A 22,278-nucleotide genomic window follows, 5' to 3' on the forward strand; every position below is an offset into this window, starting at 1 on the left:
CAATGCGCAGCGGCGAAACCATTCGGGGAAGGCTCAGTTGTTCACTTGGCGGCTCGGAATTCGTCGGAGGAAAGGTGCGGGGAGTATAGCAAGCGCCGCGCGATGCGGACAAGCGCGGCCCGGCGCGCGGCGCTGCGCGCGGGCCGCGGCGGCGATGTCGCCGCGCTACTGCACCGACACCGCGTCGAAGTGCTGCCGCCCGAACGGGCTCACGCGATAGCCGGCGACGTTCGGCCGCGTGATCGCCGCGGCGGTCGGATAGCCGAGCGGAATCCACAGCGCCTCGTCGTGGATGATCTTCTGCGCGGCCTCGTACAGCTTCGCGCGCTTCGCCTGGTCGGCGGTTTCCTTCGCGTCGGCGATCAGCTTGTCGAGTTTCGGATCGCAATAGCGCGCGAAGTTCAGCCCCGACTTCACCGAGTTGCAGCTGAATTGCGGCGTGAGGATGTTGTCCGGATCGCCGTTGTCGCCCGCGAAGCCCATGAACAGCAGATCATGCTGGCCGAGCTTCGCCTGCTTGATCAGCTCGCCCCATTCGATCACCTTCACGTCCGCCTTCACGCCGATCTTCGCGAGGTCCGCCTGCAGCAGCTCCGCGCCCGCCTTGGGGTTCGGATTCAGCACGCTGCCCGTCGGGCGCACCCAGATCGTCGTCGAGAAGCCGTTCGGGAAGCCCGCCGCGGCGAGCAACTGCTTCGCCTTCGCCGGATCGTACGGATACGGCGCGATCGATTTCGCGTAGCTCCACGTGTTCGGCGGATACGGGTTCGTCGCGGGCGTCGCGGTGTTGTCGAACACGACCTTCAGGTACGTCGCGCGATCGAACGCGAGATTGAGCGCCTCGCGAACCTTGTCGTTGTCGAGCGGCTTCTTCTGCGTGTTGAGCGCGACGAACGCGGTCATGAACGCGGGCGTCTCGACGACCTTCAGCGTGCGGTCGGCCTTCGCGGCCGCGACGTCCTGCGGCTTCGGCGACAGCGCGATCTGGCATTCGCCCGCCTTCACCTTCTGCGCGCGCACCGACGGATCGGGCGTGATCGCGTAGATGAGGCGCTCGACCTTCGGCTTCGGCCCCCAGTACGTGGGGTTCGCCTCGTAGCGGATCACCGCGTCCTTCGTGTAGCTCTTCAGCGCGAACGGCCCGGTGCCGACCGGCTTCGCGTTCAGGTCCGCCTGCTTGCCCGCCTTCAGCAGCTGGCCCGCGTATTCGGCCGAATAGATCGATGCGAAGCCCATCGTCAGGATCGGCACGAACGTCGCGTTCGGCTCGTTCAGCTCGAACTTCACGGTCGAATCGTCGAGCTTCGTGACGGCCTTCACGAGCTTCGTGAGGCCCATCGATTGCGCGTGCGGAAAGCCGCTCGCGCCCGCGACCTTGTGCCACGGATTCGCGTCGTCAAGCATCCGGCTGAACGTGAAGACGACGTCGTCCGCGTCGAGCGCGCGCGTCGGCTTGAAGTAGTCGGTCGTCTGGAACGCGACGTTCGGGCGCAGATGGAACGTGTACGTGAGGCCATCGGCGCTGACGTCCCATTTGTCCGCGAGCGCGGGCACCACCTTCTTCGCTGCTTCGTCGTACGACACGAGCGTGTTGAAGATGACGTCGGCGGATGCGTTCGTCGTGACGAGCGAGTTGTATTGGACGACGTCGAAGCCGTCCGGGCTCGACTCGGTGCAGACCGTCAGCGGTTTGGCGACGGCGACGGCGGAAGCGGCGGCGAGCGCGGCGGCGGCGATGTGCGTGAAGCGCATGAGATCTCCCACGTGGCGTAATTCTGACGGCGGCGGGCGGCAACGCCGTAGCGGCCGCACGCCAGCGGGATAGCATACCGTCAATGGGCGCTCGACGTTAATCGGCGTCGGGGCGCGCCGCGCCGCGCCGCGACGCCGGAGCCGCCGCCGCAGCGGCGTGCCGCCGCGCGGGAGCGTCGGCGCGGCGGCTCGATCGCCAGTGCGGCCGCTTCGCCGCCGCCGATGCGCAGGCTCGCGACGCCGCGCGGCGCGCCGCGCTCGCGCAACACGCCGAGCGGCGCGGCGACAATGCGCGTGCCACGGAAGGAATCACGATCGAATCGACTGGCGTGACGCGGTCCATGCGTGCGGGATTGGCGATCTGGCATTTGCATGCGTATGCATATATTATGATCGAGTGCGATGCCGATGCAGGGATCGCGTGTTTATCGCGAGCGAGCGCCGGAAGAAGCGGCGAGCATGATGTGCGCGTGTCGCGTGTCGCGTGTCGCGTGTCGCGCGGTGCGCTGGGAGGTGCCGCGTCGCGCGCAAGGAAACGCCGCGCGTGCAGCGCGGCAGGGTGGCGGCGAGCTGAGCGGGTCAGTTCGAGAGCGCCTCGGCGAGCGCGAAGATTTCGGCGTCGAGCGCCTGCATGTTTCGCTTGCCGACGCGCCGATACACGTCGTTCTGCGCGGCTTCCCAATCGGCGCGCGACGCCTTGAACAGCGCGGCGCCCTTCGGCGTGAGGCTCCAGAGGCGCACCCGCTGGTCGTCGCCCGATTCGGCGCGCACCAGCTGGTTCGACTGCAGCGTCGCGAGCGTGCGGCTCAGCGTGGTCTGGTCGAGCAGCAGGCGCGTCGCGAGCTCGCCCGTCGGCAGCGTGCCGCAGGCGTGCAGCGCCGCGAGGATCGTGAACTGCGTGACGCGGATGCCGTGCTTCGCGAGATGCGCGTCGTAGAGCGACGTGATGGCGCGCGTGGCCTGGCGCAGCGTGCCGCAATGGCACAGGAGTCTCATGGGGGCGTCGCTCATCGTGGGTCCCTCGGAATCGTTCGTCGACAACGAACATTCTATGACGCACAAGATGCATATGCATGATTTTGCGTCGGTCGGCGGCGGCGTATCGGCGCTGCGAAGCGCCGTGTCGACGGACGAATCGATGCGGCTGCATCGATTCAACGGGAAGTCGCGCATGCCGATTTCGGCGAGGGCGTTTTTTCCGGGAGAGTGGCGGCACCGAGTGCGCTTGCGCGCGCGGCGCCGGCCGTACGTAACCGTGGTCTTGTCAGCGAGAATCGAAATGAAACCGGATGATGCTGTCGTATTGGTGACGGGGGCGAATCGTGGCCTGGGGCGTGCGTTCGTCGAAGGGTTGAAGGCGGCCGGCGCGAAGAGGATCTATGCGGCCGCTCGGGACCCGGCGCGCGTGGCGACGCCGGGCGTGCAACCGGTGCGGCTCGACGTCACGCGCGCGGACGACGTCGCCGCCGCCGCACGCGATCTGCGCGACGTCAATCTGCTCGTCAACAACGCGGGCATCTACCGGACGGGATCGCTCGTCGCGGACGCGGACGGAGGCGGCCTGCAGGCGCAACTCGACACGAACTTCTTCGGCCTGCTCGCAATGGCGCGCGCGTTCGCGCCGGTGCTGCGCGACAACGGCGGCGGCGCGATCGTCAACGTGCTGTCGGTGCTGTCGTGGCTAGGCGTGCCGAACGCCGGCGCATACGGCATTTCGAAGGCCGCCGCATGGGCCGCGACGAACGCGATCCGCAACGAACTGCGCGAGCAGCGCACGCGCGTGCTCGCGCTGCATTCCGCGTACATCGATACCGATATGGTCGCGAGCGCGCGGGGCGTGCCGAAGAATCGTCCGGAGGATGTCGTCCGGCAGACGCTCGACGCGCTCGCGGCGGGCCGCGACGAAGTGCTCGTCGACGATTTGACGCGCGCCGTCAAGGCGGGGTTGTCGGCCGACCCGGCCGTCTACACGCAGCCGCCGATGGGCGCGTGACGGGTCGATGAACGCCGCGCGCCGGCCGGCTCAGCCCGCCTTCGCCCTGGGCTTGCGGGGCGCCTTCTCGAACAGGCGATCGTACAGCCAGCGCGGCATTACGTGCAGCAGCTTCGCGACGACGCCCATCTGCCACGGAATCACGCGAAACGCGGCTTTCTGCGAGATCGCGAGCGCCGCGCGCTTCGCGAAGCGGTCCGCATCCATCAGGAACGGCATCGGATACGGGTTGTGCTCGGTCATCGGCGTGCGAATGTAGCCGGGCGCGATCGTCACGACCGCAACCTGCGCGGGCCGCAGCTCGACCCTCAGCGCCTCGAGATACTTGATCGCCGCGGCCTTCGACGCGCTGTACGCACCCGAGCCCGGCAGCCCGCGCACGCCGGCGACGCTCGCGATGCCGACGAGCGTGCCGCGCCGCGCGGCCGTCATCGGCGCGATGAACGGCTCGAACGTCGCGATCATCCCGTAGTAGTTGACATCCATGATCTCGCGGAACGCGTCGAGGTCGCCTTCGCCCGTGATCGCGCCCTTGCTGATGCCGGCGTTCGCGATCACGACGTCGGGGCACCCGTGCGCGGCAACGAAGCGCGACGCGGCGAGCGCGAGCGCATCGGCGTCGCGCACGTCGGCCGGGTGGATCGAGATCGTGGCCTTGGGGAAGCGTTGCGCGAACTCGGCGAGCGCGTCGGCGCGCCGGGCGACGAGGCCGAGCGTCGCGCCGCGCCGCGCATATTCGGCGGCGAGCGCGAGCCCGAGCCCGCTGGACGCGCCGGTGATGAAGACCTTGAGCGGAGGAGGGGCGTTCATGCCGGTGCGCGGGGCGAGATTACAGCTTCTTGTCCTGCACTTGCTTGACGAGGAAGTCGAGCACTTGCGCGGTGCCTTCGAGGCTGTTCGTGTAGGCCGGGCCCGTCTTGTACTTGCCCTGGACGACGATCGTCGGCACGCCGTCGATGTTGTAGCTCTTCAGCAGCTCGGCCGATTGCTTCACCTGGCCCTGCACGCTGAACGAGTTGTACGCGTCGAGGAACTTCTTCTTGTCGATGCCTTGCGTCGCGAGGAAGTCGGCCTGCGCCTGCGGCGTGAGCAGGTAGTTCTTCTCCTTGTGGATCGCGTTGAACACGGCGGGCGTGACCTTCTCGGAGATGCCGAGCGCCGCCAGCGCGTAGAACAGCTTCGAATGCGGGACGAAATCGTCGCGGAACGCCACCGGCACGCGCTTGAACGCGATCTTGTCGCCCTGCTTCTTCACCCATGCCTCGACCGTCGGCTCGAATTCGTAGCAGTGCGGGCAGCCGTACCAGAAGAACTCGATCACCTCGACCTTGCCGGCGGGCGCGGACACGGGCTGCGGCGACTTCATCACTTCGAAGTCCTTGCCGGCGACGGGCGCGGACGGCGACGCCTGCGCGAAGCCCGCGACAAGGCTCAGGGACAGGAACAGCGAGCTAAGCAGTTTTTTCATGTTCGAACGTTCAATCGGTTGCGTGGTAACGAAGTCGGATGACGGTGCGGCTTACTGCTTCGTAAAGCGGATCACAGCGGTATCGACTCCCGCATCGGACAGCCGTTGACGCGCGGAGTTCATGTCCTCGAATTTCGAGAACGGTCCAATCCGCACGCGGAAGTAGGTGACGCCGCTCACGTCGCGCTTGGACACCTTCGATTCGAAGCCCTGGAAGCCGAGGCGCGCGCGCTGCTGCTCGGCATCCGCCTCGGTCTTGTACGCGCCCACTTGCAGGAAGTAGCCGGTGTTCGTGTCGGCGCTCGGGGTCGGCTTCGCGGCGGCCGTCGTCGCCGACGACGCGCCCTTCGGCGCCTGCGCCGTTTTCGGCGGCGTCGCGGCTGCGCTCGCCTGCGCGTTGTTGTTCGCGGCGTGCGGCGCCGAGCTGCCGTTCGCGGCCGTCTGCGGCTTCTTCGCCGGCGGCGGCGTGAGATCGGCGGGTTTCGGCGCGACGGCGACGCCGTTGTCCGCGGCGTTGTTCGACGCGCTCGACGAGCCGTTGCCGTTGTTGTTCGACGACGGCACCTCGACGATCTGCGGCTCGGGCAGCAGCGGCGGCTGGCTCGGGTTCGCGGCCTGGCCGGGCGCCGTGTTGGGCGGCGCGGGCTGCGCGGCCTGCGGCGTCACCGGCTGGCCGGGCGTCTTGCCCTGCAGCGCGCGGTTCGGGTCGAACTGCTGCGGCTGGCTCGCGTTGTTGTCGGCGGGCGGCGCGACCTTCGACACGAACGGCGACGGCGCGCGGGTGATGTAGAGCGCCACCACTACCGCGATGGCCAGGCCGACGATGAGGCCCAGCACGATACCAAGAAATGTTCCTCCGGCTTGTTTCGATTGCTTCGACGTGCGGCGTGGTTTTGCCATTGCTTGAGTCACCTGCGAAAGATTTCGTGAAACAGCCGCGGCGCGCTGCGCTGCGCCGCGGCGCTTGGCCGACGGTCCCGGCGTTACATCTTGCTGGGCGCGGACACGCCGAGCATCGCGAGACCGTTTTCGAGCACCTGGCGTGTCGCCGCGAGTAGCGCGATGCGCGCGGTGCGCGGCGCTTCTTCGTCGACGAGAACGCGCTCCGCATTGTAGAACGAGTGAAACTCGCTCGCGAGCTCGCGCAGGTAGAACGCGACCGCGTGCGGCGCGAGTTCGTTCGCCGCGTGCGCGAGCACGTCCGGATACTCGGCGAGCTTCTGCATCAGCGCCATCGCCTGCTTGCTGTCGAGCGGCGACAGGTCGGCGCCCGGCAACAGCGCGTCGGTCGCGCCGTAGCGCGATTTCCATTCGTTGAGCACCGAGCAGATCCGCGCGTGCGCGTACTGCACGTAGTAGACCGGGTTCTCGTCGTTCTGTTTCAGCGCGAGATCGATGTCGAACACGAACTCGGTGTCCGCCTTGCGGGAAATCAGGAAGAAGCGCACCGCGTCGCGCCCGCGCGTGATGGTCGCCTCGTCGAGCAGCTCGGGCGAGACTTCCGAGCCCGGCGTCGCGCCGCCGGACCATTCGATCAGGTCGCGCACCGTCACGTAGCTGCCCGCGCGCTTCGAGATCTTCACTTCCTGGCCGTCGCGCATCACCGTGACCATCTTGTGCAGCACGTAGTCGGGGTAGCCCTTCGGAATTCCGATGTGCAGCCCCTGCAGGCCCGCGCGCACGCGCGCGATCGTGCCGTGGTGGTCCGAGCCCTGGATGTTGATGACCTTCGTGAAGCCGCGCTCCCACTTCGTCACGTGGTACGCGACGTCCGGCACGAAGTACGTGTACGTGCCGTCCGTCTTGCGCATCACACGATCCTTGTCGTCGCCCTCGTCGGTCGTGCGCAGCCACAGCGCGCCTTCCTGCTCGTAGGTCATGCCGGCCGCGATCAGCGCGTCGACCGTTTTCTCGACGCGGCCTTCCGTGTAGAGCGACGATTCCAGATAGTACTGGTCGAACTTCACGCCGAACGCCTTCAGGTCCATGTCCTGTTCGCGGCGCAGGTACGCGACCGCGAACTTGCGGATCGCCTCGAGATCATCGGCGTCGCGCTTGCCCGTCACCGGCTCGCCGTCGCTCGCCGCGACCGTCTCGCCGTTCAGGTAGTCGCGCGCGATGTCGGCGATGTACTCGCCGTTGTATGCGGCCTCCGGCCAGCCGGCGTCGCCGGGCTTGAGGCCGCGCGCGCGCGCCTGCGTCGAGATCGCGAGATTGCCGATCTGCACGCCCGCGTCGTTGTAGTAGAACTCGCGGTGCACCGCGTAGCCCTGGCTCGCGAGCACGTTCGCGAGCGCGTCGCCGAGCGCGGCCTGCCGGCCGTGGCCGACGTGCAGCGGGCCCGTCGGGTTCGCGGACACGAATTCGAGCAGCACGCGCTTGCCGTGTTCGCGCTCGGACGCGCCGAACGCGCGGCCTTGCGCGAACACCGCGCCGATCACCGCCTGCTTCGACGCGGGCGTGAGGCGCAGGTTGATGAAGCCGGGGCCGGCGATCTCGGCCGCGTCGACGAGGCCCGCCGCCGCGGGCTGCGCGGTGAGCGCGGCGACGATCCGCTCGGCGAGCTGGCGCGGATTCGCGCCAAGCGGCTTCGCGAGCTGCAGCGCGACGTTGCACGCGACGTCGCCGTGCGCGGCGACCTTCGGGCGCTCGAGCGCGATCGCGGGGAGGACGAACGCGGCGTCGGCGTCGCCTTTCGACGCCTGGACGACCTGCTTCACGCTGTTTTCGAGCAGGGTTTCGAGAGTATGTTTTTGAGCAGGCAGCATGCTGGTCGAGGATATCGTTGGCGGCGGCCCGCGTGGCCGGGGCGCCGTCGCGCCGCAGGGCGCGCGTTTCAGGGATCGCTGAATTTTAACAGGTGCTAATATGCCGCTCAGGTGCTAAGCGCCCCCGACGTTTGTTCAGCGCGCCGGCCGGGCGTCCGTCGCGGACGTACGGCGAGCACAACAAGATGAAAAGGGAATTGTCATGATTACGTTCAAAAGCAAGGCGGCACAGGATCTGGATGTGCTGAAGGATTTCGCGGTCTACGTGCTCGGCCTCGTCGGCAAGCAGCTCGGCGAGCGCGGCGTGATCACGTCCGACGAGCTCGACGGCGCGATCGCGAAGCTCGAAGACGCGGTCAACCAGGCGAAGCAGGCGCGGGCCGAGCATGCCGGCCACTTCCATGAAGACGAGCCCGACCATGCGCACCACGAAGTGCCGCCGAGCCTCGCGCAACGCGTCGCGCCGTTTCTCACGATGCTGCGCGAAGCGAAGGCGCAGAACGCCGATATCCACTGGGGCTTCTGAGCGCCGTTCGTCGGCTCTCAGGCACCCGAAAAGCCCGCATCGCGCGGGCTTTTTGCATTTTGTGGGCAGGGGCGGCGAGGCGGCCGGCGCTCGGGTGCGTAGCGATGGGCGCGCCGCCTCGTTGTGAATGGCGGCCGGCGGCGCCTGGCCGTCGTCGCCATCGGCGGTTCCGGCTCCGGCTCCGGGCGAGCCCCGCCGCCGGCCCCGGCGCATGCCGTCGCACGGCCGCCGCGCGCGCACTGTCCGTCAGAGCAGCGGCGCGAGCGCGCGCTCGGCGTCCGCCTTCGACAGCGCCATCCGGCGCGCGAAATCCTCGAGCTGGTCCTGGCTGATCTTGCCGACCGAGAAGTACGTGCTGTCCGGATGCGCGAGATAGAAGCCGGAGACGCTCGCGGCCGGCAGCATCGCGAGCGAATCGGTGATGCTCATCCCGATCTCGTCTGTATGAAGCGCTTCGAACATTGCGCGCTTCACGAGGTGGTCCGGGCATGCCGGGTAGCCGGGCGCCGGGCGGATGCCCGCGTATTTCTCGGCGATCAGCGCGTCGTTGTCGAGCTGCTCGCCCGCCGCATAGCCCCACAGCTCGCGGCGCACGCGCGCGTGCATCGCCTCGGCGAACGCTTCCGCGAGCCGGTCGGCGAGCGCCTTCAGCATGATCGCGCTGTAATCGTCGTGATCGGCGAGGAACTGCTTTTCCTTCGCGTCGACGCCGATCCCGGCCGTCACCGCGAACATCCCGATATAGTCGGCGACGCCCGAATCCTTCGGCGCGATGAAGTCGGCGAGCGACCGGTTCGGCCGCATCACGCCGTCCACCACCGGACGCACGCTCTGCTGGCGCAGGTTGCGCCACGTGAGCAGCACTTCCGAGCGCGTGTCGTCGGTGTAGATCTCGATGTCGTCGTCGCCGACCGTGTTCGCCGGCAGCAGCGCGATCACGCCGTTCGCGGTCAGCCAGCGGCCCTGGATCAGGCGTGCGAGCATCGATTTCGCGTCGGAGAACACGCGGCGCGCCGATTCGCCGACGATCTCGTCGTTCAGGATCGCCGGGTACGGACCCGCGAGATCCCAGGTCTGGAAGAACGGGCCCCAATCGATGTAGTTCGCGAGCTCGTTCAGATCGTAGTTCTTGAACACGCGGCGGCCGATGAACTTCGGCTTCACCGGCTGGTAGCTCGCCCAGTCGACCTTGGTCTTGTTCGCGCGCGCTTCGTCGAGCGTGACGAGCGGCAGCGCCTTCTTGTTGGCGTGCTGCGTGCGGATGCGCTCGTAATCGGATTTCAGCTCGTCGAGGTACTTGGCCGCGCCTTCGTCGGACAGCAGGCTCGAGGCGACCGACACCGAGCGCGACGCGTCCGGAACATAAACGACGGGCCCTTCGTAGTTCGGCGCGATCTTCACGGCGGTGTGCACGCGCGAGGTGGTCGCGCCGCCGATCAAGAGCGGAATCTTCTTCACGCGGAAGTAGTCGTCGCGCTGCATCTCGGAGGCGACGTAGGCCATTTCCTCGAGGCTCGGCGTGATGAGGCCCGACAGCCCGACGATGTCCGCGCCCTCGACCTTCGCCTTCGCGAGGATCTCGTTGCACGGCACCATCACGCCCATGTTGACCACTTCGAAGTTGTTGCACTGGAGCACGACCGACACGATGTTCTTGCCGATGTCGTGCACGTCGCCCTTCACGGTCGCGATCACGATCTTGCCCTTCGCGCGCACGTCGCCGCCCGCCTCCGCGAGCAGGCGCTTTTCTTCCTCGATGAACGGGATCAGGTGCGCGACCGCCTGCTTCATCACGCGCGCCGATTTCACGACTTGCGGCAGGAACATCTTGCCCTGGCCGAACAGGTCGCCGACGACGTTCATTCCGTCCATCAGCGGGCCTTCGATCACGTTGATCGGCCGGCCGCCGGCCGCGGCGATCTTCGCGCGCGCTTCTTCCGTATCCTCGACGATAAAGTTCGTGATCCCGTGCACGAGCGCGTGCGCGAGCCGCTTCTCGACCGGCTGGTTGCGCCACTCGAGGTTCTCTTCCTTCTTCGCGGCGCCCGTCTTGAACTTGTCGGCGATCTCCAGCAGGCGGTCGGTCGAATCGGCGCGGCGGTTCAGGATCACGTCCTCGACGCGCTCGCGCAGCTCGGCGTCGAGTTCCGCGTACACGCCGAGCTGGCCCGCGTTGACGATGCCCATGTCCATCCCCGCCTGGATCGCGTGATAGAGGAACACGGTGTGGATCGCCTCGCGCACGGGATCGTTGCCGCGAAACGAGAACGACACGTTCGACACGCCGCCGCTCACCTTCGCGTACGGCAGGTTCTGCTTGATCCAGCGGGTCGCCTCGATGAAGTCGACCGCGTAGTTGTTGTGCTCCTCGATGCCGGTGGCGACCGCGAAGATGTTCGGGTCGAAGATGATGTCCTCGGGCGGGAAGCCGCATTGGTTCACGAGCACGTCGTACGAGCGCTTGCAGATTTCAGTCTTGCGGGCGAACGTGTCGGCCTGGCCCTGCTCGTCGAACGCCATCACGACGCTCGCCGCGCCGTAGCGGCGGATCAGCTTCGCGTGATGCACGAACGCCTCCTCGCCTTCCTTCAGCGAGATCGAGTTGACGATCGCCTTGCCCTGCACGCACTTCAGGCCCGCTTCGATCACGTCCCACTTCGACGAGTCGATCATGATCGGCACGCGCGCGATGTCCGGCTCCGACGCGATCAGATTCAGGAAGCGCACCATCGCCGCCTTCGAATCGAGCATCGCCTCGTCCATGTTGATGTCGATCACCTGCGCGCCGTTCTCGACCTGCTGGCGCGCGACGGCGAGCGCCTCGTCGAACTGGCCGTTGAGGATCATCCGCGCGAACGCCTTCGAGCCGGTGACGTTGGTGCGTTCGCCGACGTTGATGAAGAGCGTCCCGGACGTGACGTTGAACGGCTCGAGGCCGGCTAGGCGCATCGTATGGTCGGTCATGGCGGTGCGTGCGTATTCGGGTTGGAGTGGGGAGGGCGGCGCGCGTCAGGCGGCTTCGCTGTACTGGCTCGGCCAGCGGCGCGGCTTGACCTCGGCGAGCGCCTTCGCGATCGCCGCGATGTGTTCGGGCGTCGTGCCGCAGCAGCCGCCCGCGACGTTCACGAGGCCCGCCTGCGCGAATTCCTTCAACAGGCCCGACGTCACGTCGGGCGTCTCGTCGAAGCCGGTGTCGCTCATCGGGTTCGGCAGGCCGGCGTTCGGATAGCACGACACGTAGGTGTCGCACAGCTTCGCGAGCTCGGCGATGTACGGGCGCATCAGCGCCGCGCCGAGCGCGCAGTTCAGGCCGAACGTGAGCGGCCTCGCGTGGCGCAGCGAATTCCAGAACGCCTCGACCGTCTGGCCGGACAGGATGCGCCCGGACGCATCGGTGACGGTGCCCGAGATCATGATCGGCAGCCGTTCGCCGGTGTCCTCGAACAACTGGTCGAGCGCGAAGAGCGCGGCCTTCGCGTTCAGCGTGTCGAAGATCGTCTCGACGAGGAACAGATCGACGCCGCCGTCGAGGAGCGCCTTCGCCTGCGTGTAGTACGCGTCGCGCAGCTCGTCGAACGTGACGTTGCGCGCGCCCGGGTCGTTCACGTCGGGCGAGATGCTCGCCGTCTTCGGCGTCGGCCCGATCGCGCCCGCGACGAAGCGCGGCTTGTCGGGCGTCGCGTATTTGGCGGCCGATTCGCGCGCGAGCGTGGCCGACGCGACGTTCATCTCGACGGCAAGGTCTTCCATTCCGTAGTCGGCCTGCGCGACGGCCGTCGCGCCGAACGTGTTCGTCTCGACGATGTCGGCGCCGGCGGCGAAGTACTGGTCGTGGATCTCGCGGATGATCTGCGGCTGCGTGATCGACAAGAGCTCGTTGTTGCCCTTCACGTCGCGCGGAAAATCCTTGAAGCGCTCGCTGCGATACGCGGCCTCGTCGAGCTTGTAGCGCTGGATCATCGTGCCCATCGCGCCGTCGAGGATCAGGATGCGCTGCTGGAGCAGCCGCGGCAGCGCCGCGCCGCGCGTGTACGACGCGGCGAGGGCGGAGGGGGCGGAAGGCGCGATCGGCTTGGGCTCGGACATGGCGGATTACCGGCGAATCGGAAAGCCGTCATTGTAGCCGCTGCTTCCGTCGTACGTGAGGCGGCCGCGCGTGGACAAACGAAGCCCCCGCGCGGCGGCCGGGCGGGGGCGGACTGGAGTGCGCCGGATCGCGTCGGGCGGCGGCGCTGTCGCGGACCCGCGGGTCCGGCAGGCGGCCGCCTCGGCGCGATGTCAGTGGAGAACGACGGGTTGCGTCATCAGGCTGTCGAACTGTCCGAGGAATTCGTCGACCTCGTCGAGCGACGGCTCGGCCTGGATCAACTGCTTCACGTGCTCGCGAAAGCGCGCGGCGAGTTCGCCGTCGATGAAGATTTCGCGCTGCGCGTTCTTGTCGACGATTTCGTAGCCACCCGAGTTCATCGCGTGGTGGCCGTCCTGCGGCGGAAATTCGACGACGCAGTAGTTGGGGCTGTTGTAGATCATTTGCATGGCGGCACTCCTCTTTGCTGTGGCTTTCGGCCTCGTTGCCCCGTAAGTGGGGCAGACCGAGCCGGTTTCAAGGGGTTGGCGCTGCACGCCGGTCGTTTTTACACATGGCGTATCGGTTGGATGCCGATGACCTTAAAACGTTTCCGATTCTCCTCCGGTGGACGAAAGTTGATGTCAAAGATTGTCAAGGTTGGATTCGCCCGGGAGGGGCCGGTGGCGGGAGCGGCGGCGCGTCGGTCTTGTCGGTCGAATTTACCGATTCGTCTGCGTCGAGCGGCGCGCCGGGCGCGGGCGTCGTTGATTCGGACGCCCGCGCGGACGCCGCGCCGGCGTCGCCTCCCGCGCGGCCGTTGCCGTCCGCGTCCGCGTGCGCGCGCTCGCCCGTCGCGTCGCTTGCGTTCGTGCGCCGGTGCAGCAGCAACTCGATCTGCGCGCCGTTCGGCTCCGTCTGAACCATCCGCACGGGCAGCCAGCCGAGCGACGGCGCGAGCCAGATGTCGATGCGGCGCGCGTCGCCTGCGCGGCGCGGCAGTCGCATGAAATGTCGGGTATCGAGCGAGCCCATGCCCGTCGAGATCGTTTCGTCGCCGATCGTCGTGATCGGCCATGTCTCGCCGCTGTCGCGATCGACGACGAAGAACTCGCGCGTGACGCCCGGGCGGTAGGCGTCGGGATCGCCGCCGACGAGGCCCGCGAGTTGCATCAGCATGCTGAAGCGGTCCTGCGCGCCGTCGGGCAGCGCGAGCGAATTCGGCGTGCCGGTGAACACGATTTGCTTCGTCTGCCGATTGAAGATCGCGAAGTCGGACGGCCGCCGGCCGCGCGTCTCGACGTAGCGGGCGGGCGCGATGCCGAACGCGTCGACGCGGCCGCGGCTTTCGTACGTGTACGGGCCGACGAACGGCACGGGCATCGATACGTACAGCGAATAGCCGCTGCCGTCGGTGCGCCAGTGAATCGTGCCCGGCATGTTCTGCATGCCGTTGTAGAACGTGTCGTACTGCAGGTTGGCGGACGGCGGCAGCGCGAACTTGACGCCCTTCGACGCATCGCCCGGCGGCGCGGCCGCGCCTGCGCCCGCCGCGCCGGCCGCCGCGCCTCCTGTTGCCTCGCTCGTCGCCCCGGCCGTCGCGGCGCTCGCCGGCTCGGCCGCGGAAGCGGCGGCGGGCGATTCGATGGGAGATTCGGCGGCGCTCAATACGGGCTGCGAAGCGCGCGGCGCACGGGCGCGCGGCATGGGAGCGTGCGCAGGCGCCGCGCGCTTCTGCGCGGCCTGCGGCCGGCCGGCGGCGGGCTTCACGGGCGCGGGCGCGCGCGCGATCGGCTGCGGTTTCAGCAGTTCGACCTGAACCGGCACGTTGTCGGGTTCGACGGGCTCGAACGGCTCGCGAAACCGCACGAGCCACAGCGCGGCGAGCCAGTGCAGCGCGAGCACGAGCGCGAGCGCGAACGCCGCGCGCCGCACGCGACGCGGCGCGATGCGCGGGTTCGACGAGACGATGGACGACGACGGCATCAGGAGCGGGCGAGCCTCTCGAACGGCGACGAAACGGGGCGCGCGCGTCGCGCGGCCCGGGATGCGGCGGCGCCCGTCAGGCGTCGCGCGCCCCGTCACTATACCCAAGCTCGTACGACAGCTTCTGCGCGCAGGCGCGCAGCGCGGTGTCGACCTCGCCGCCCCAGCGGATGTCGAACGCGCCTTCGTGACCGAGCGCGATGATCGCGAGCGCGAGATCGCCGAGCGCATCGAACACGGGCATGCCGAACGCGTTGATCGTCGGCAGCAGCATGCCCTCGACGCGCGCCGCGCGATGCGCGCGCACGTCGGCGAGCGCGGCCTCGACTTCCGCGTGCGTGCGTGGGCCGGTGTAGTGCGCCGCGCGCCGCGTGTCGGCGAGTTCGCGCTCGATCATCGCGGCCGTCTTGCTGCGCGGCAGGTACGCGGCGAACACGAGGCCCGTCGCCGAGCCGAGGAGCGGCATCACGTCACCGAGCTTGAGCGACGCCTTCGCCGGGTGGCTCGACTCCATCCAGTGGACGATCGTCGGCCCCTGGTTGCCCCATACCGCGATGCCGACCGTCTGATCGAGCTGATCGCGCAGCGCGGTGAGCGCGATCCGCGCGAGCTTCACGCCGTCGACGCGCGCGAGGCGCGCGAGACCCATCTGCAGCGCGAAGCCGCCGAGCTCGTAGCGGCCCGACACCGGGTCCTGCGACACGAGCCCGAGCCGCTGGAAACTGACGAGATAGCGGTGCGCCTTCGCCGGACTCATCGCCGCGCGTTGCGCGAGGTCGCGCAGCATCATCGCGCGCGGCTCGCTCGTCAGCACGTCGAGCAACCGAAAGCCCACTTCGATCGACTGGATGCCGGAGCGGACCTTTTCCTCGCCGGTGTCGTGGTCGTCGGCGAGATCGTCGTCGGGGGGGGCGGAGGCGTTTGAGGCGAACTTGTTCACGGCGTTGCGGGAAGAATGGGAGTGGAACACCCGCGCGGCTCGCGGCGCGTGCCGCCGTGCGGATTCACCATCGTAAAATAGATTCCTTCCATCGTCACTACAACGGCTCACTTCCCTATGAAACTCGCTTCGCTCAAGGACGGCACGCGCGACGGCCAATTGATCGTCGTATCCCGCGACCTGCACACGGCGGCGATCGCCGACGCGATCGCGCCGACGCTGCAGCGCGTGCTCGACGACTGGGCGTTCTACGCGCCGCAACTGCGCGACCTGTACGATGCGCTGAACCACGGCCGCGCGCGCAACGCGTTCGCGTTCGAGCCCGCCGACTGCATGGCGCCGCTGCCGCGCGCGTTCCAGTGGGCGGACGGCTCCGCGTACGTGAACCACGTCGAGCTCGTGCGCCGTGCGCGCGGCGCGGAAATGCCGCCCGAGTTCTGGACCGATCCGCTGATGTATCAGGGCGGCAGCGACGATTTCCTCGGGCCGCGCGACGACATCGTCTGCGCATCGGAAGAGTGGGGCATCGATTTCGAGGCGGAGGTCGCGGTGATCACGGCCGACGTGCCGATGGGCGCCGCGCCCGACGAAGCGCTGAAGGCGGTGCGGCTCGTCACGCTCGTGAACGACGTGTCGCTGCGCAACCTGATTCCCGCCGAGCTCGCGAAGGGCTTCGGCTTCTTCCAGAGCAAGCCGGCGAGCGCGTTCGCGCCGGTGGCCGTGACGCCCGACGAGCTCGGCGAGCACTGGCGCGACGGCCGCCTGCATCGCCCGATGCTCGTCCACTGGAACGGCAAGAAGGTCGGCCAGCCGGACGCGGGCGTCGACATGGTGTTTCATTTCGGTCAACTGATCGCGCACGCGGCGAAGACGCGCAACCTGCGCGCGGGTTCGATCATCGGCTCGGGCACGGTGTCGAACAAGGATGCGAAGCGCGGCTACTGCTGCATCGCCGAGAAGCGCTGCCTCGAGACGATCGAGCACGGCGCGCCGCAGACCGAGTTTATGCGCTACGGCGACAGGGTGAAGATCGAAATGGTCGACGAGGCCGGGAAGTCGATCTTCGGCGCGATCGAGCAGGCGGTGGCGCCGGCGGACGCCGTCGCGTGACGCGCACGTGCGGCGGCGTGCGGCGGCCGTGCAAGCGCAAGCGGGCATCGCCGCCGGGCCCGGGATGCCCGCCGGCATCGCCGCGCGCGCTCGCCGCCTTGCCCGGCGCGCGCCGGGTTTCGCCGGATGACCGCGCCCCCCGCCTTCGCTACACTGAATTCGCAGGCTCGTCGGCCCACCCAACCCCCACTTCGAAGGAAGGTCCAGCATGACCGATCTCGCTCTCTATGCCGGCTATGAAGCACTGCGCATCCTGCGCCGGCCGCACGGCATCGTCGAAATCGTGATGAGCGGCGAAGGCGCGAACCGCAGCGGCCTCGCGGTCGCGAGCGAGGCGATGCATCGCGAGCTCGCCGACATCTGGCGCGACGTCGACCGCGATCCCGACGCGCGCGTCGCGGTGATCCGCGGCGAAGGCAAGGGCTTCTCGGCGGGCGGCGATCTCGCGCTCGTCGAGCGCATGGCCGACGATCACGCGGTGCGCGAGCGCGTCTGGCGCGAGGCGCGCGATCTCGTCTACAACGTGATCAATTGCAGCAAGCCGATCGTATCGGCGATGCACGGGCCCGCCGTCGGCGCGGGGCTCGTCGCGGGGCTGCTCGCCGACGTGTCGATCGCCGCGAAGAGCGCGCGGATCATCGACGGCCACACGCGTCTCGGCGTCGCCGCGGGCGATCACGCGGCGATCGTCTGGCCGCTGCTTTGCGGGATGGCGAAGGCGAAATACCACTTGCTCCTCTGCGAGCCCGTGAGCGGCGAAGAAGCCGAGCGCATCGGGCTCGTGTCGCTCGCGGCCGACGATCACGATCTGCTGCCGAAGGCGTACGAAATCGCCGAGCGCCTCGCGCAAGGCTCGGCAAGCGCGATCCGCTGGACCAAGTACGCGCTCAACAACTGGCTGCGGCTCGCGGGGCCGACGTTCGACGCGTCGCTCGCGCTCGAATTCATGGGATTTTCCGGGCCGGACGTGCGCGAGGGAATTCGCTCGCTGCGCGAGCGCCGCGCGCCGGACTTCACGGGCGACGCGCCGTCGTGAGCGCCGCGCGCGCTATGATCGATCATGGACGCCGCCGCCGTGCGGCGTTTTCCCGCGACCCGCTTCACTCGCTTCGAAGGACTCGACGATGACCGACACCAACGGCTCCAATCCGTTTTCCGGCTTCGGCGGTTTTCAGCCCGCCGGCTTCCTCGACAAGATGTGGGACATGATGCGCCTCACGCCGTTCGGCGCGATGAGCGCGTTGCCCGGCGCGTCGCAAGGGCTGCCGCCGTCGCTGTCGGCGATGTCGGACCTGATGGCGCCGCTCGCGAGCGTCGAGGAGCTCGACAAGCGGATCACCGATCTGCGCGCGGTCGAACAGTGGCTCAAGCTCAACCTCGGCATGCTGCAGTCCGCGATCCAGGCGCTCGAGGTGCAGCGCGCGACGCTCGCGACGCTGCGCGCGTTCGGCGCGCTCGCGCAGACGTCGATGGCCGCGGCCGAAGCCGCGCTGTCGCCCGACGACTCGGCGCATCGCGAATCCGCGCCGGCGTCGGCCTCGTCGACGAAGCGCGAGGCGGATGCCGGCGAGCCGGCCGGCGCGCGCGCCGAAGCCGAAACGGGCGCGACGGCCGACGCCGGCGGCGAGACGCCGCCGCCGGGCGCGGACGCCTTCGATCCGGCGGGCTGGTGGAACCTGCTGCAATCGCAATTCAACCAGCTCGCGCGTTTCGCGATGACGCAGCCGGGCATGGCGGCGGCGGGCGACGCGCCCGCGGCGGGCGCGGCCGCCGCGCCGAAACCCTCCGCCGCGAAGAAGCCGGCAGCGCGTCGCGCCGCTGCGCCGCGCACGAGCGGCTCGGCCGCCGACCGCGCGCCGGGCGCGTCGAGCGCGTCGAATGCTTCGAGTGCTTCGAGTGCTTCAAGCGCGGCCGGCGCAGCGAAACCTGCCGCCGCGAAGAAGCCGGCCAGGAGCCGCCCGTGACGCGCGCGGCGCCGACGAGGACACGCTGAGGCAGACATGCGGCTCGCGCTCGTGCTGATGGGAGGCGGCGCGCGCGCCGCGTATCAGGTCGGCGTGCTGAAGGGGCTCGCCGAGATCGCGCACGATGTCGATCCGAAGCGGCGCACGTCGCCGTTCACGGTGATCTGCGGCTCGTCGGCGGGCGCGATCAACGCGACGTCGCTCGCGAGCCACGCCGACGACTTCGAGCACGGGGTGCGGCGTCTGCTCGAATTCTGGGAGCATCTGCGCGCCGAGCGCGTCTACCGGACCGACTGGCTCGGCATCGCCGCCGCGGGCGCGCGCTGGCTCGCCGCGATGAGCATCGGCTGGGCCGCGCGCCGCTCGCCGCGCGGGCTGCTCGACAACGCGCCGCTCGCGCACCTGCTGCGGCGCGAGCTCGACTTTCGCCGGATCGAATTGATGCTCGAGGCACGCAAGCTGCACGCGCTGTCGGTGACGGCGCTCAGCTATTCGAGCGGCCGCCATCTGACGTTCTATCAGGCGAGCGAGCCGATCCAGGCATGGCGACGCGCGGAGCGCACGGCGCGGATGGTCGACCTGTCGGCCGAGCATCTGCTCGCGTCGTCGGCGATCCCGTTCGTGTTTCCCGCGGTGCCGCTCGTGCTCGACGGCCAGATCGAGTATTTCGGCGACGGCTCGATCCGGCAGATCGCGCCGCTGTCACCCGCGATCCATTTCGGCAGCGACCGGATCGTCGTCGTCGGTGCGGCAGACCCGCGGCCCGAGGTGCCCGCCGCGAACGGCAACGGGCGCGGCTACCCGTCGCTCGCGCAGATCGGCCAGCAGGTGCTCGCGAGCGTGTTCCTCGATTCGATCGGCGCGGACATCGAGCGGATCGACCACGTGAACCGGATGATCGAGCACCTGCCCGCGTACGTCGAGCCGGCGAGCGGCTGGCGGCACGTCGACGTGCTCGCGATCGCGCCGTCCGAGCGGATCGAGCTCATCGCATCGAAGCATCTGAAGCGGCTGCCGCTCACGGTGCGCGGGCTGCTCGGCGCGGTCGGCGGCAACAAGCCGGCGGGCGCGTCGTTCGCGAGCTATCTGCTGTTCGAGGCCGAGTTCGCGCGCGAACTCGTCGAGCTCGGCTACCGCGACGCGCAAGGGCAGCGCGAGCGGCTCGCGCAGTGGATCGCGTCCGCCGAGCGCCACGGCGCGCAGGCCGAGCGCGGCCCCGGCGCGAACGTCGGCGCGGGCGCGAACGCCGCGCGACGCACGACGACGTGACGGCGCGCGGCGAAGTCGGCGCATCCATTCCTCGCCCCCGCTGCTTCGGTTGCGTTTTCGCCACGCTGACAGAATGCTTTCGCTGCGACGCTTTGCCGCATGGTGGCGGCGCCGGCGGCCGCGGCCGTCCAGGAACGGTCACAGTCGCGTGCTATCATGGCCGCCGCCGAATACATCACATCGGGCCGCACGCGCGCGTGCGGAGCCCGGCAACGAGGCCGGCGGTGCGCCGGCGCCTTTCAGGCACGCGCGACGCGGCTTCCGAGCGCCGGGAGCGCTGAGTGCGGCCTGCCCCACGGTGGAAGCGCGGTCGCCCGGCGTCCGGCGCGAAACCTGCGTCCGGGCCCGGATTAGCGCGTAAAATTATCGACTTGGCTGCGAAAACGCCCTCACTGGGCTGATTTTCCGCAACAGTCTCGTTTAGTTGTCGCATTGCGCAGAACAGGGGTGGGACCATGAACACCATGCTTTATCCGGAACTTTACAAGTCGCTCGAAGCCGTCCGCTGGGACATGGAAAAGGACATCCCTTGGGACACGTTCGACGCGTCGCTCCTGACCGACGAGCAGGCGAAGACGATCAAGATGAACGCGATCACCGAGTGGTCGGCGCTGCCCGCGACGGAGATGTTTCTGCGCGACAATCATCACGACAGCGATTTCTCCGCGTTCATGAGCGTGTGGTTCTTCGAGGAGCAAAAGCACTCGCTCGTGCTGATGGAGTACCTGCGCCGTTTCAAGCCGGAGCTGATGCCGACCGAAGAGGAGCTGCACGCGGTGCGCTTCGAGTTCGACCCGGCGCCGCCGCTCGAGACGCTGATGCTGCACTTCTGCGGCGAGATCCGCCTGAACCACTGGTACCGCCGGGCGGCCGAGTGGCATACCGAGCCCGTCATCAAGCACATCTACGAGACGATTTCGCGCGACGAGGCGCGTCATGGCGGCGCGTATCTGCGCTACATGAAGAAGGCGCTCAACAACTGCGGCGACGTCGCGCGCGCGGCGTTCTCGAAGATCGGCGTGCTGATGGCGTCGGCGCGCCGCACCGAGAAGCCGCTGCATCCGACGAACCTGCACGTGAACCAGGCGCTGTTCCCGCGCGACACCGTGCAGTCGCGCCTGCCCGATCCGGAATGGCTCGAGCGCTGGCTCGACGAGCAGATCCGCTTCGACGGCGAGTGGGAAAAGAAGGTCGTCGAACGGATTCTGCACAACCTGTCGGTGCTGTTCGAGCGCACGTTCGCGACCGCGCAGGAACTGAACCGCTACCGCAAGGAAGTGACCGCGCGCCTGCAGTCGGAGAGCGGCCCGGCCGCCACGCAGCCCGCGTAACGCGCGGCGCCGCACCGAGACAAGCCCGCTCGCAGGTCCGGCGGGCTTTTCTTTTGCCGCGGCCGGCGCGCGCGAGCCGCGACGCCCGACATCGTTTTCCCGTTCATCCGTCCAACGAGTTTCCGCCCCATGCCCGCTTCGTTCGAACGCAAGCTGATCACCCGCGACGCGCTTGTCGCATTGCGCGCGTCGCTGCCCGCGCCTGTCGTCTTCACGAACGGCGTATTCGACATCCTGCATCGCGGCCACGTCACCTATCTCGCCGACGCGAAGGCGCTCGGCGCGTGCCTCATCGTCGGCGTGAACAGCGACGCGTCGGTGCGCATGCTCGGCAAGGGCGACGATCGGCCGATCAACGCGCAGGAGGACCGGATGGCGTTGCTCGCCGCGCTCGAATGCGTCGACTGGGTCGTCGGCTTCGACGAGAAGACGCCGGTGTCGCTGATCGAAGCGGTGCATCCCGACATCCTCGTGAAGGGCGGCGACTACGACATGGACGCGCTGCCCGAAACCGCGCTCGTGCGCGGCTGGGGCGGGCGCTCGCTAGCGATTCCGTTCGAGCATGATCGCTCGACGACCAAGCTGCTGAAGAAGGTGCGTTCGCAGTCGAGCTGAGCGAGTGCGCGCGGCCGCGCTCGCGCGCGACGGTGGCTGCCGCGCGCGGCGTTATTGCGCGGTGGGGGCGCTCGGGGCGCTCGGGGCGACCGGCGCGACCGGCGCGACCGGCGCGACCGGCGCGGGGGCGGACGCCGCGGCTGCGGCGGGCGACGACGCGGGCGCGGACGCCGCCGGCGAACCCGGCGCCGCGCCGGACGCCGGATCGGCCGCCGCGCCGAGCGCATTCAGCGGCGCGGCTTCGAGCGTCGGCGACACGATCGGCCCGCCGACGATCGGCTGATCCGCGGCCTGCGACACGGGCGTCACGCGCAACGCATCCGGCCGCACCTGCAGCAGCGCGTGGCCCGGCTCGCGCGAGCCCGCGGCGGGCAGCGGGCCGAACACGCCGCGCACCACGACGAACGCGAGCATGTTGGCGAGAAAGAGAATCGAGATCAGCCAGCGCAGCATCGTCAATACTCCCAGGAATCGTTTCGTTCACGTCAAT

At 68.7% G+C, this 22,278-nt stretch carries 21 protein-coding genes; 8 read left to right on the plus strand and 13 right to left on the minus strand.

The features are described from left to right. Window positions 1-165: 165 nt before the first annotated feature. The 3 genes from BTH_RS13960 to BTH_RS13970 form a co-directional block, all read right to left on the minus strand. Window positions 166-1,752, minus strand: coding sequence for an ABC transporter substrate-binding protein (locus BTH_RS13960; protein WP_009893270.1), 1,587 nt, complete (start codon window positions 1,750-1,752; stop codon window positions 166-168). A gap of 80 nt (window positions 1,753-1,832) precedes the next feature. Further along, complete coding sequence (locus tag BTH_RS13965) at window positions 1,833-2,120, minus strand: hypothetical protein (protein WP_127446427.1); 288 nt, start codon at window positions 2,118-2,120, stop codon at window positions 1,833-1,835. A 211-nt stretch (window positions 2,121-2,331) separates the two neighbouring features. Next, the gene (locus BTH_RS13970) at window positions 2,332-2,748 is read right to left on the minus strand and encodes a MarR family winged helix-turn-helix transcriptional regulator (RefSeq protein WP_009893268.1); all 417 of its coding nucleotides are present in this window, start codon (window positions 2,746-2,748) and stop codon (window positions 2,332-2,334) included. A gap of 283 nt (window positions 2,749-3,031) precedes the next feature. Between BTH_RS13970 and BTH_RS13975 the strand changes: the two genes are divergently transcribed. Further along, window positions 3,032-3,745 (plus strand): SDR family oxidoreductase, encoded by a 714-nt coding sequence (locus tag BTH_RS13975; RefSeq protein WP_009893266.1) that lies wholly within the window; start codon window positions 3,032-3,034, stop codon window positions 3,743-3,745. 30 nt (window positions 3,746-3,775) lie between these two features. On the opposite strand, the gene BTH_RS13980 is transcribed toward BTH_RS13975, so the two are convergent. The 4 genes from BTH_RS13980 to argS all read right to left on the minus strand — a co-directional run bounded on the left by BTH_RS13980 (window position 3,776) and on the right by argS (window position 7,981). Beyond that, a complete protein-coding gene (locus BTH_RS13980; protein ID WP_009893264.1) occupies window positions 3,776-4,555 on the minus strand; it encodes an SDR family oxidoreductase in 780 nt (259 codons plus the stop codon). A gap of 19 nt (window positions 4,556-4,574) precedes the next feature. Then, the gene (gene dsbA / locus BTH_RS13985) at window positions 4,575-5,213 is read right to left on the minus strand and encodes a thiol:disulfide interchange protein DsbA (protein WP_009893263.1); all 639 of its coding nucleotides are present in this window, start codon (window positions 5,211-5,213) and stop codon (window positions 4,575-4,577) included. Between the two features lie 51 nt (window positions 5,214-5,264). After that, window positions 5,265-6,113, minus strand: a complete 849-nt coding sequence (locus BTH_RS13990) for an SPOR domain-containing protein (RefSeq protein ID WP_011401740.1) — start codon at window positions 6,111-6,113, stop codon at window positions 5,265-5,267. Window positions 6,114-6,196: 83 nt separating this feature from the next. Continuing rightward, window positions 6,197-7,981: an arginine--tRNA ligase gene (gene argS / locus BTH_RS13995; RefSeq protein ID WP_009893259.1), complete on the minus strand. Its 1,785-nt coding sequence runs from the start codon at window positions 7,979-7,981 to the stop codon at window positions 6,197-6,199. Between the two features lie 202 nt (window positions 7,982-8,183). On the opposite strand from argS, the gene BTH_RS14000 reads away from it, so the two are divergent. Next, window positions 8,184-8,507 (plus strand): DUF1840 domain-containing protein, encoded by a 324-nt coding sequence (locus tag BTH_RS14000; protein ID WP_009893257.1) that lies wholly within the window; start codon window positions 8,184-8,186, stop codon window positions 8,505-8,507. A gap of 246 nt (window positions 8,508-8,753) precedes the next feature. Here the strand turns inward: BTH_RS14000 and metH are convergent, their stop codons facing one another. From metH to BTH_RS14025, 5 genes are all read right to left on the minus strand, one after another. Beyond that, window positions 8,754-11,471, minus strand: coding sequence for a methionine synthase (gene metH, locus BTH_RS14005; RefSeq protein ID WP_009893255.1), 2,718 nt, complete (start codon window positions 11,469-11,471; stop codon window positions 8,754-8,756). A gap of 45 nt (window positions 11,472-11,516) precedes the next feature. Continuing rightward, window positions 11,517-12,593, minus strand: a complete 1,077-nt coding sequence (locus tag BTH_RS14010) for a homocysteine S-methyltransferase family protein (protein ID WP_009893253.1) — start codon at window positions 12,591-12,593, stop codon at window positions 11,517-11,519. A 192-nt stretch (window positions 12,594-12,785) separates the two neighbouring features. Continuing rightward, window positions 12,786-13,043: a BTH_I0359 family protein gene (locus BTH_RS14015; protein ID WP_009893251.1), complete on the minus strand. Its 258-nt coding sequence runs from the start codon at window positions 13,041-13,043 to the stop codon at window positions 12,786-12,788. Window positions 13,044-13,227: 184 nt separating this feature from the next. Continuing rightward, window positions 13,228-14,559, minus strand: coding sequence for a DUF3108 domain-containing protein (locus BTH_RS14020; RefSeq protein WP_009893250.1), 1,332 nt, complete (start codon window positions 14,557-14,559; stop codon window positions 13,228-13,230). Between the two features lie 76 nt (window positions 14,560-14,635). After that, window positions 14,636-15,499 (minus strand): IclR family transcriptional regulator, encoded by an 864-nt coding sequence (locus BTH_RS14025; protein ID WP_009893246.1) that lies wholly within the window; start codon window positions 15,497-15,499, stop codon window positions 14,636-14,638. Window positions 15,500-15,616: 117 nt separating this feature from the next. Between BTH_RS14025 and BTH_RS14030 the strand changes: the two genes are divergently transcribed. The 6 genes from BTH_RS14030 (at window position 15,617) to rfaE2 (ending at window position 21,788) form a co-directional block, all read left to right on the plus strand. Further along, complete coding sequence (locus tag BTH_RS14030) at window positions 15,617-16,609, plus strand: fumarylacetoacetate hydrolase family protein (RefSeq protein ID WP_009893244.1); 993 nt, start codon at window positions 15,617-15,619, stop codon at window positions 16,607-16,609. A gap of 208 nt (window positions 16,610-16,817) precedes the next feature. Further along, a complete protein-coding gene (locus BTH_RS14035) occupies window positions 16,818-17,645 on the plus strand; it encodes an enoyl-CoA hydratase/isomerase family protein (protein WP_009893242.1) in 828 nt (275 codons plus the stop codon). 88 nt (window positions 17,646-17,733) lie between these two features. Next, window positions 17,734-18,573, plus strand: a complete 840-nt coding sequence (locus BTH_RS14040) for a PhaM family polyhydroxyalkanoate granule multifunctional regulatory protein (protein ID WP_009893241.1) — start codon at window positions 17,734-17,736, stop codon at window positions 18,571-18,573. A gap of 36 nt (window positions 18,574-18,609) precedes the next feature. Then, the gene (locus BTH_RS14045; protein WP_009893239.1) at window positions 18,610-19,842 is read left to right on the plus strand and encodes a patatin-like phospholipase family protein; all 1,233 of its coding nucleotides are present in this window, start codon (window positions 18,610-18,612) and stop codon (window positions 19,840-19,842) included. A 455-nt stretch (window positions 19,843-20,297) separates the two neighbouring features. After that, on the plus strand, window positions 20,298-21,173 hold the full coding sequence (locus tag BTH_RS14050; protein ID WP_009893238.1) for a ferritin-like domain-containing protein: 876 nt from the start codon (window positions 20,298-20,300) through the stop codon (window positions 21,171-21,173). A gap of 129 nt (window positions 21,174-21,302) precedes the next feature. After that, the gene (gene rfaE2 / locus BTH_RS14055; protein ID WP_009893237.1) at window positions 21,303-21,788 is read left to right on the plus strand and encodes a D-glycero-beta-D-manno-heptose 1-phosphate adenylyltransferase; all 486 of its coding nucleotides are present in this window, start codon (window positions 21,303-21,305) and stop codon (window positions 21,786-21,788) included. 51 nt (window positions 21,789-21,839) lie between these two features. Here the strand turns inward: rfaE2 and BTH_RS14060 are convergent, their stop codons facing one another. Then, window positions 21,840-22,247 carry a hypothetical protein gene (locus tag BTH_RS14060; RefSeq protein WP_223297027.1) on the minus strand — a complete coding sequence of 136 codons (408 nt, stop codon included), beginning with the start codon at window positions 22,245-22,247 and terminating at the stop codon, window positions 21,840-21,842. Between the last annotated feature and the right edge of the window lie 31 nt (window positions 22,248-22,278).

Origin of the sequence: Burkholderia thailandensis E264 (genome assembly GCF_000012365.1) — a bacterium.
Lineage (GTDB): Bacteria > Pseudomonadota > Gammaproteobacteria > Burkholderiales > Burkholderiaceae > Burkholderia > Burkholderia thailandensis.

Coding starts and splice junctions, on each gene's coding strand:
- BTH_RS13960 (WP_009893270.1), bottom strand. CDS start 1,752: ATGCGCTTCACGCACATCGCCGCCGCCGCGCTCGCCGCCGCTTCCGCC.
- BTH_RS13965 (WP_127446427.1), bottom strand. CDS start 2,120: ATGCCAGATCGCCAATCCCGCACGCATGGACCGCGTCACGCCAGTCGA.
- BTH_RS13970 (WP_009893268.1), bottom strand. CDS start 2,748: ATGAGACTCCTGTGCCATTGCGGCACGCTGCGCCAGGCCACGCGCGCC.
- BTH_RS13975 (WP_009893266.1), top strand. CDS start 3,032: ATGAAACCGGATGATGCTGTCGTATTGGTGACGGGGGCGAATCGTGGC.
- BTH_RS13980 (WP_009893264.1), bottom strand. CDS start 4,555: ATGAACGCCCCTCCTCCGCTCAAGGTCTTCATCACCGGCGCGTCCAGC.
- dsbA (WP_009893263.1), bottom strand. CDS start 5,213: ATGAAAAAACTGCTTAGCTCGCTGTTCCTGTCCCTGAGCCTTGTCGCG.
- BTH_RS13990 (WP_011401740.1), bottom strand. CDS start 6,113: ATGGCAAAACCACGCCGCACGTCGAAGCAATCGAAACAAGCCGGAGGA.
- argS (WP_009893259.1), bottom strand. CDS start 7,981: ATGCTGCCTGCTCAAAAACATACTCTCGAAACCCTGCTCGAAAACAGC.
- BTH_RS14000 (WP_009893257.1), top strand. CDS start 8,184: ATGATTACGTTCAAAAGCAAGGCGGCACAGGATCTGGATGTGCTGAAG.
- metH (WP_009893255.1), bottom strand. CDS start 11,471: ATGACCGACCATACGATGCGCCTAGCCGGCCTCGAGCCGTTCAACGTC.
- BTH_RS14010 (WP_009893253.1), bottom strand. CDS start 12,593: ATGTCCGAGCCCAAGCCGATCGCGCCTTCCGCCCCCTCCGCCCTCGCC.
- BTH_RS14015 (WP_009893251.1), bottom strand. CDS start 13,043: ATGCAAATGATCTACAACAGCCCCAACTACTGCGTCGTCGAATTTCCG.
- BTH_RS14020 (WP_009893250.1), bottom strand. CDS start 14,559: ATGCCGTCGTCGTCCATCGTCTCGTCGAACCCGCGCATCGCGCCGCGT.
- BTH_RS14030 (WP_009893244.1), top strand. CDS start 15,617: ATGAAACTCGCTTCGCTCAAGGACGGCACGCGCGACGGCCAATTGATC.
- BTH_RS14035 (WP_009893242.1), top strand. CDS start 16,818: ATGACCGATCTCGCTCTCTATGCCGGCTATGAAGCACTGCGCATCCTG.
- BTH_RS14040 (WP_009893241.1), top strand. CDS start 17,734: ATGACCGACACCAACGGCTCCAATCCGTTTTCCGGCTTCGGCGGTTTT.
- BTH_RS14045 (WP_009893239.1), top strand. CDS start 18,610: ATGCGGCTCGCGCTCGTGCTGATGGGAGGCGGCGCGCGCGCCGCGTAT.
- BTH_RS14050 (WP_009893238.1), top strand. CDS start 20,298: ATGAACACCATGCTTTATCCGGAACTTTACAAGTCGCTCGAAGCCGTC.
- rfaE2 (WP_009893237.1), top strand. CDS start 21,303: ATGCCCGCTTCGTTCGAACGCAAGCTGATCACCCGCGACGCGCTTGTC.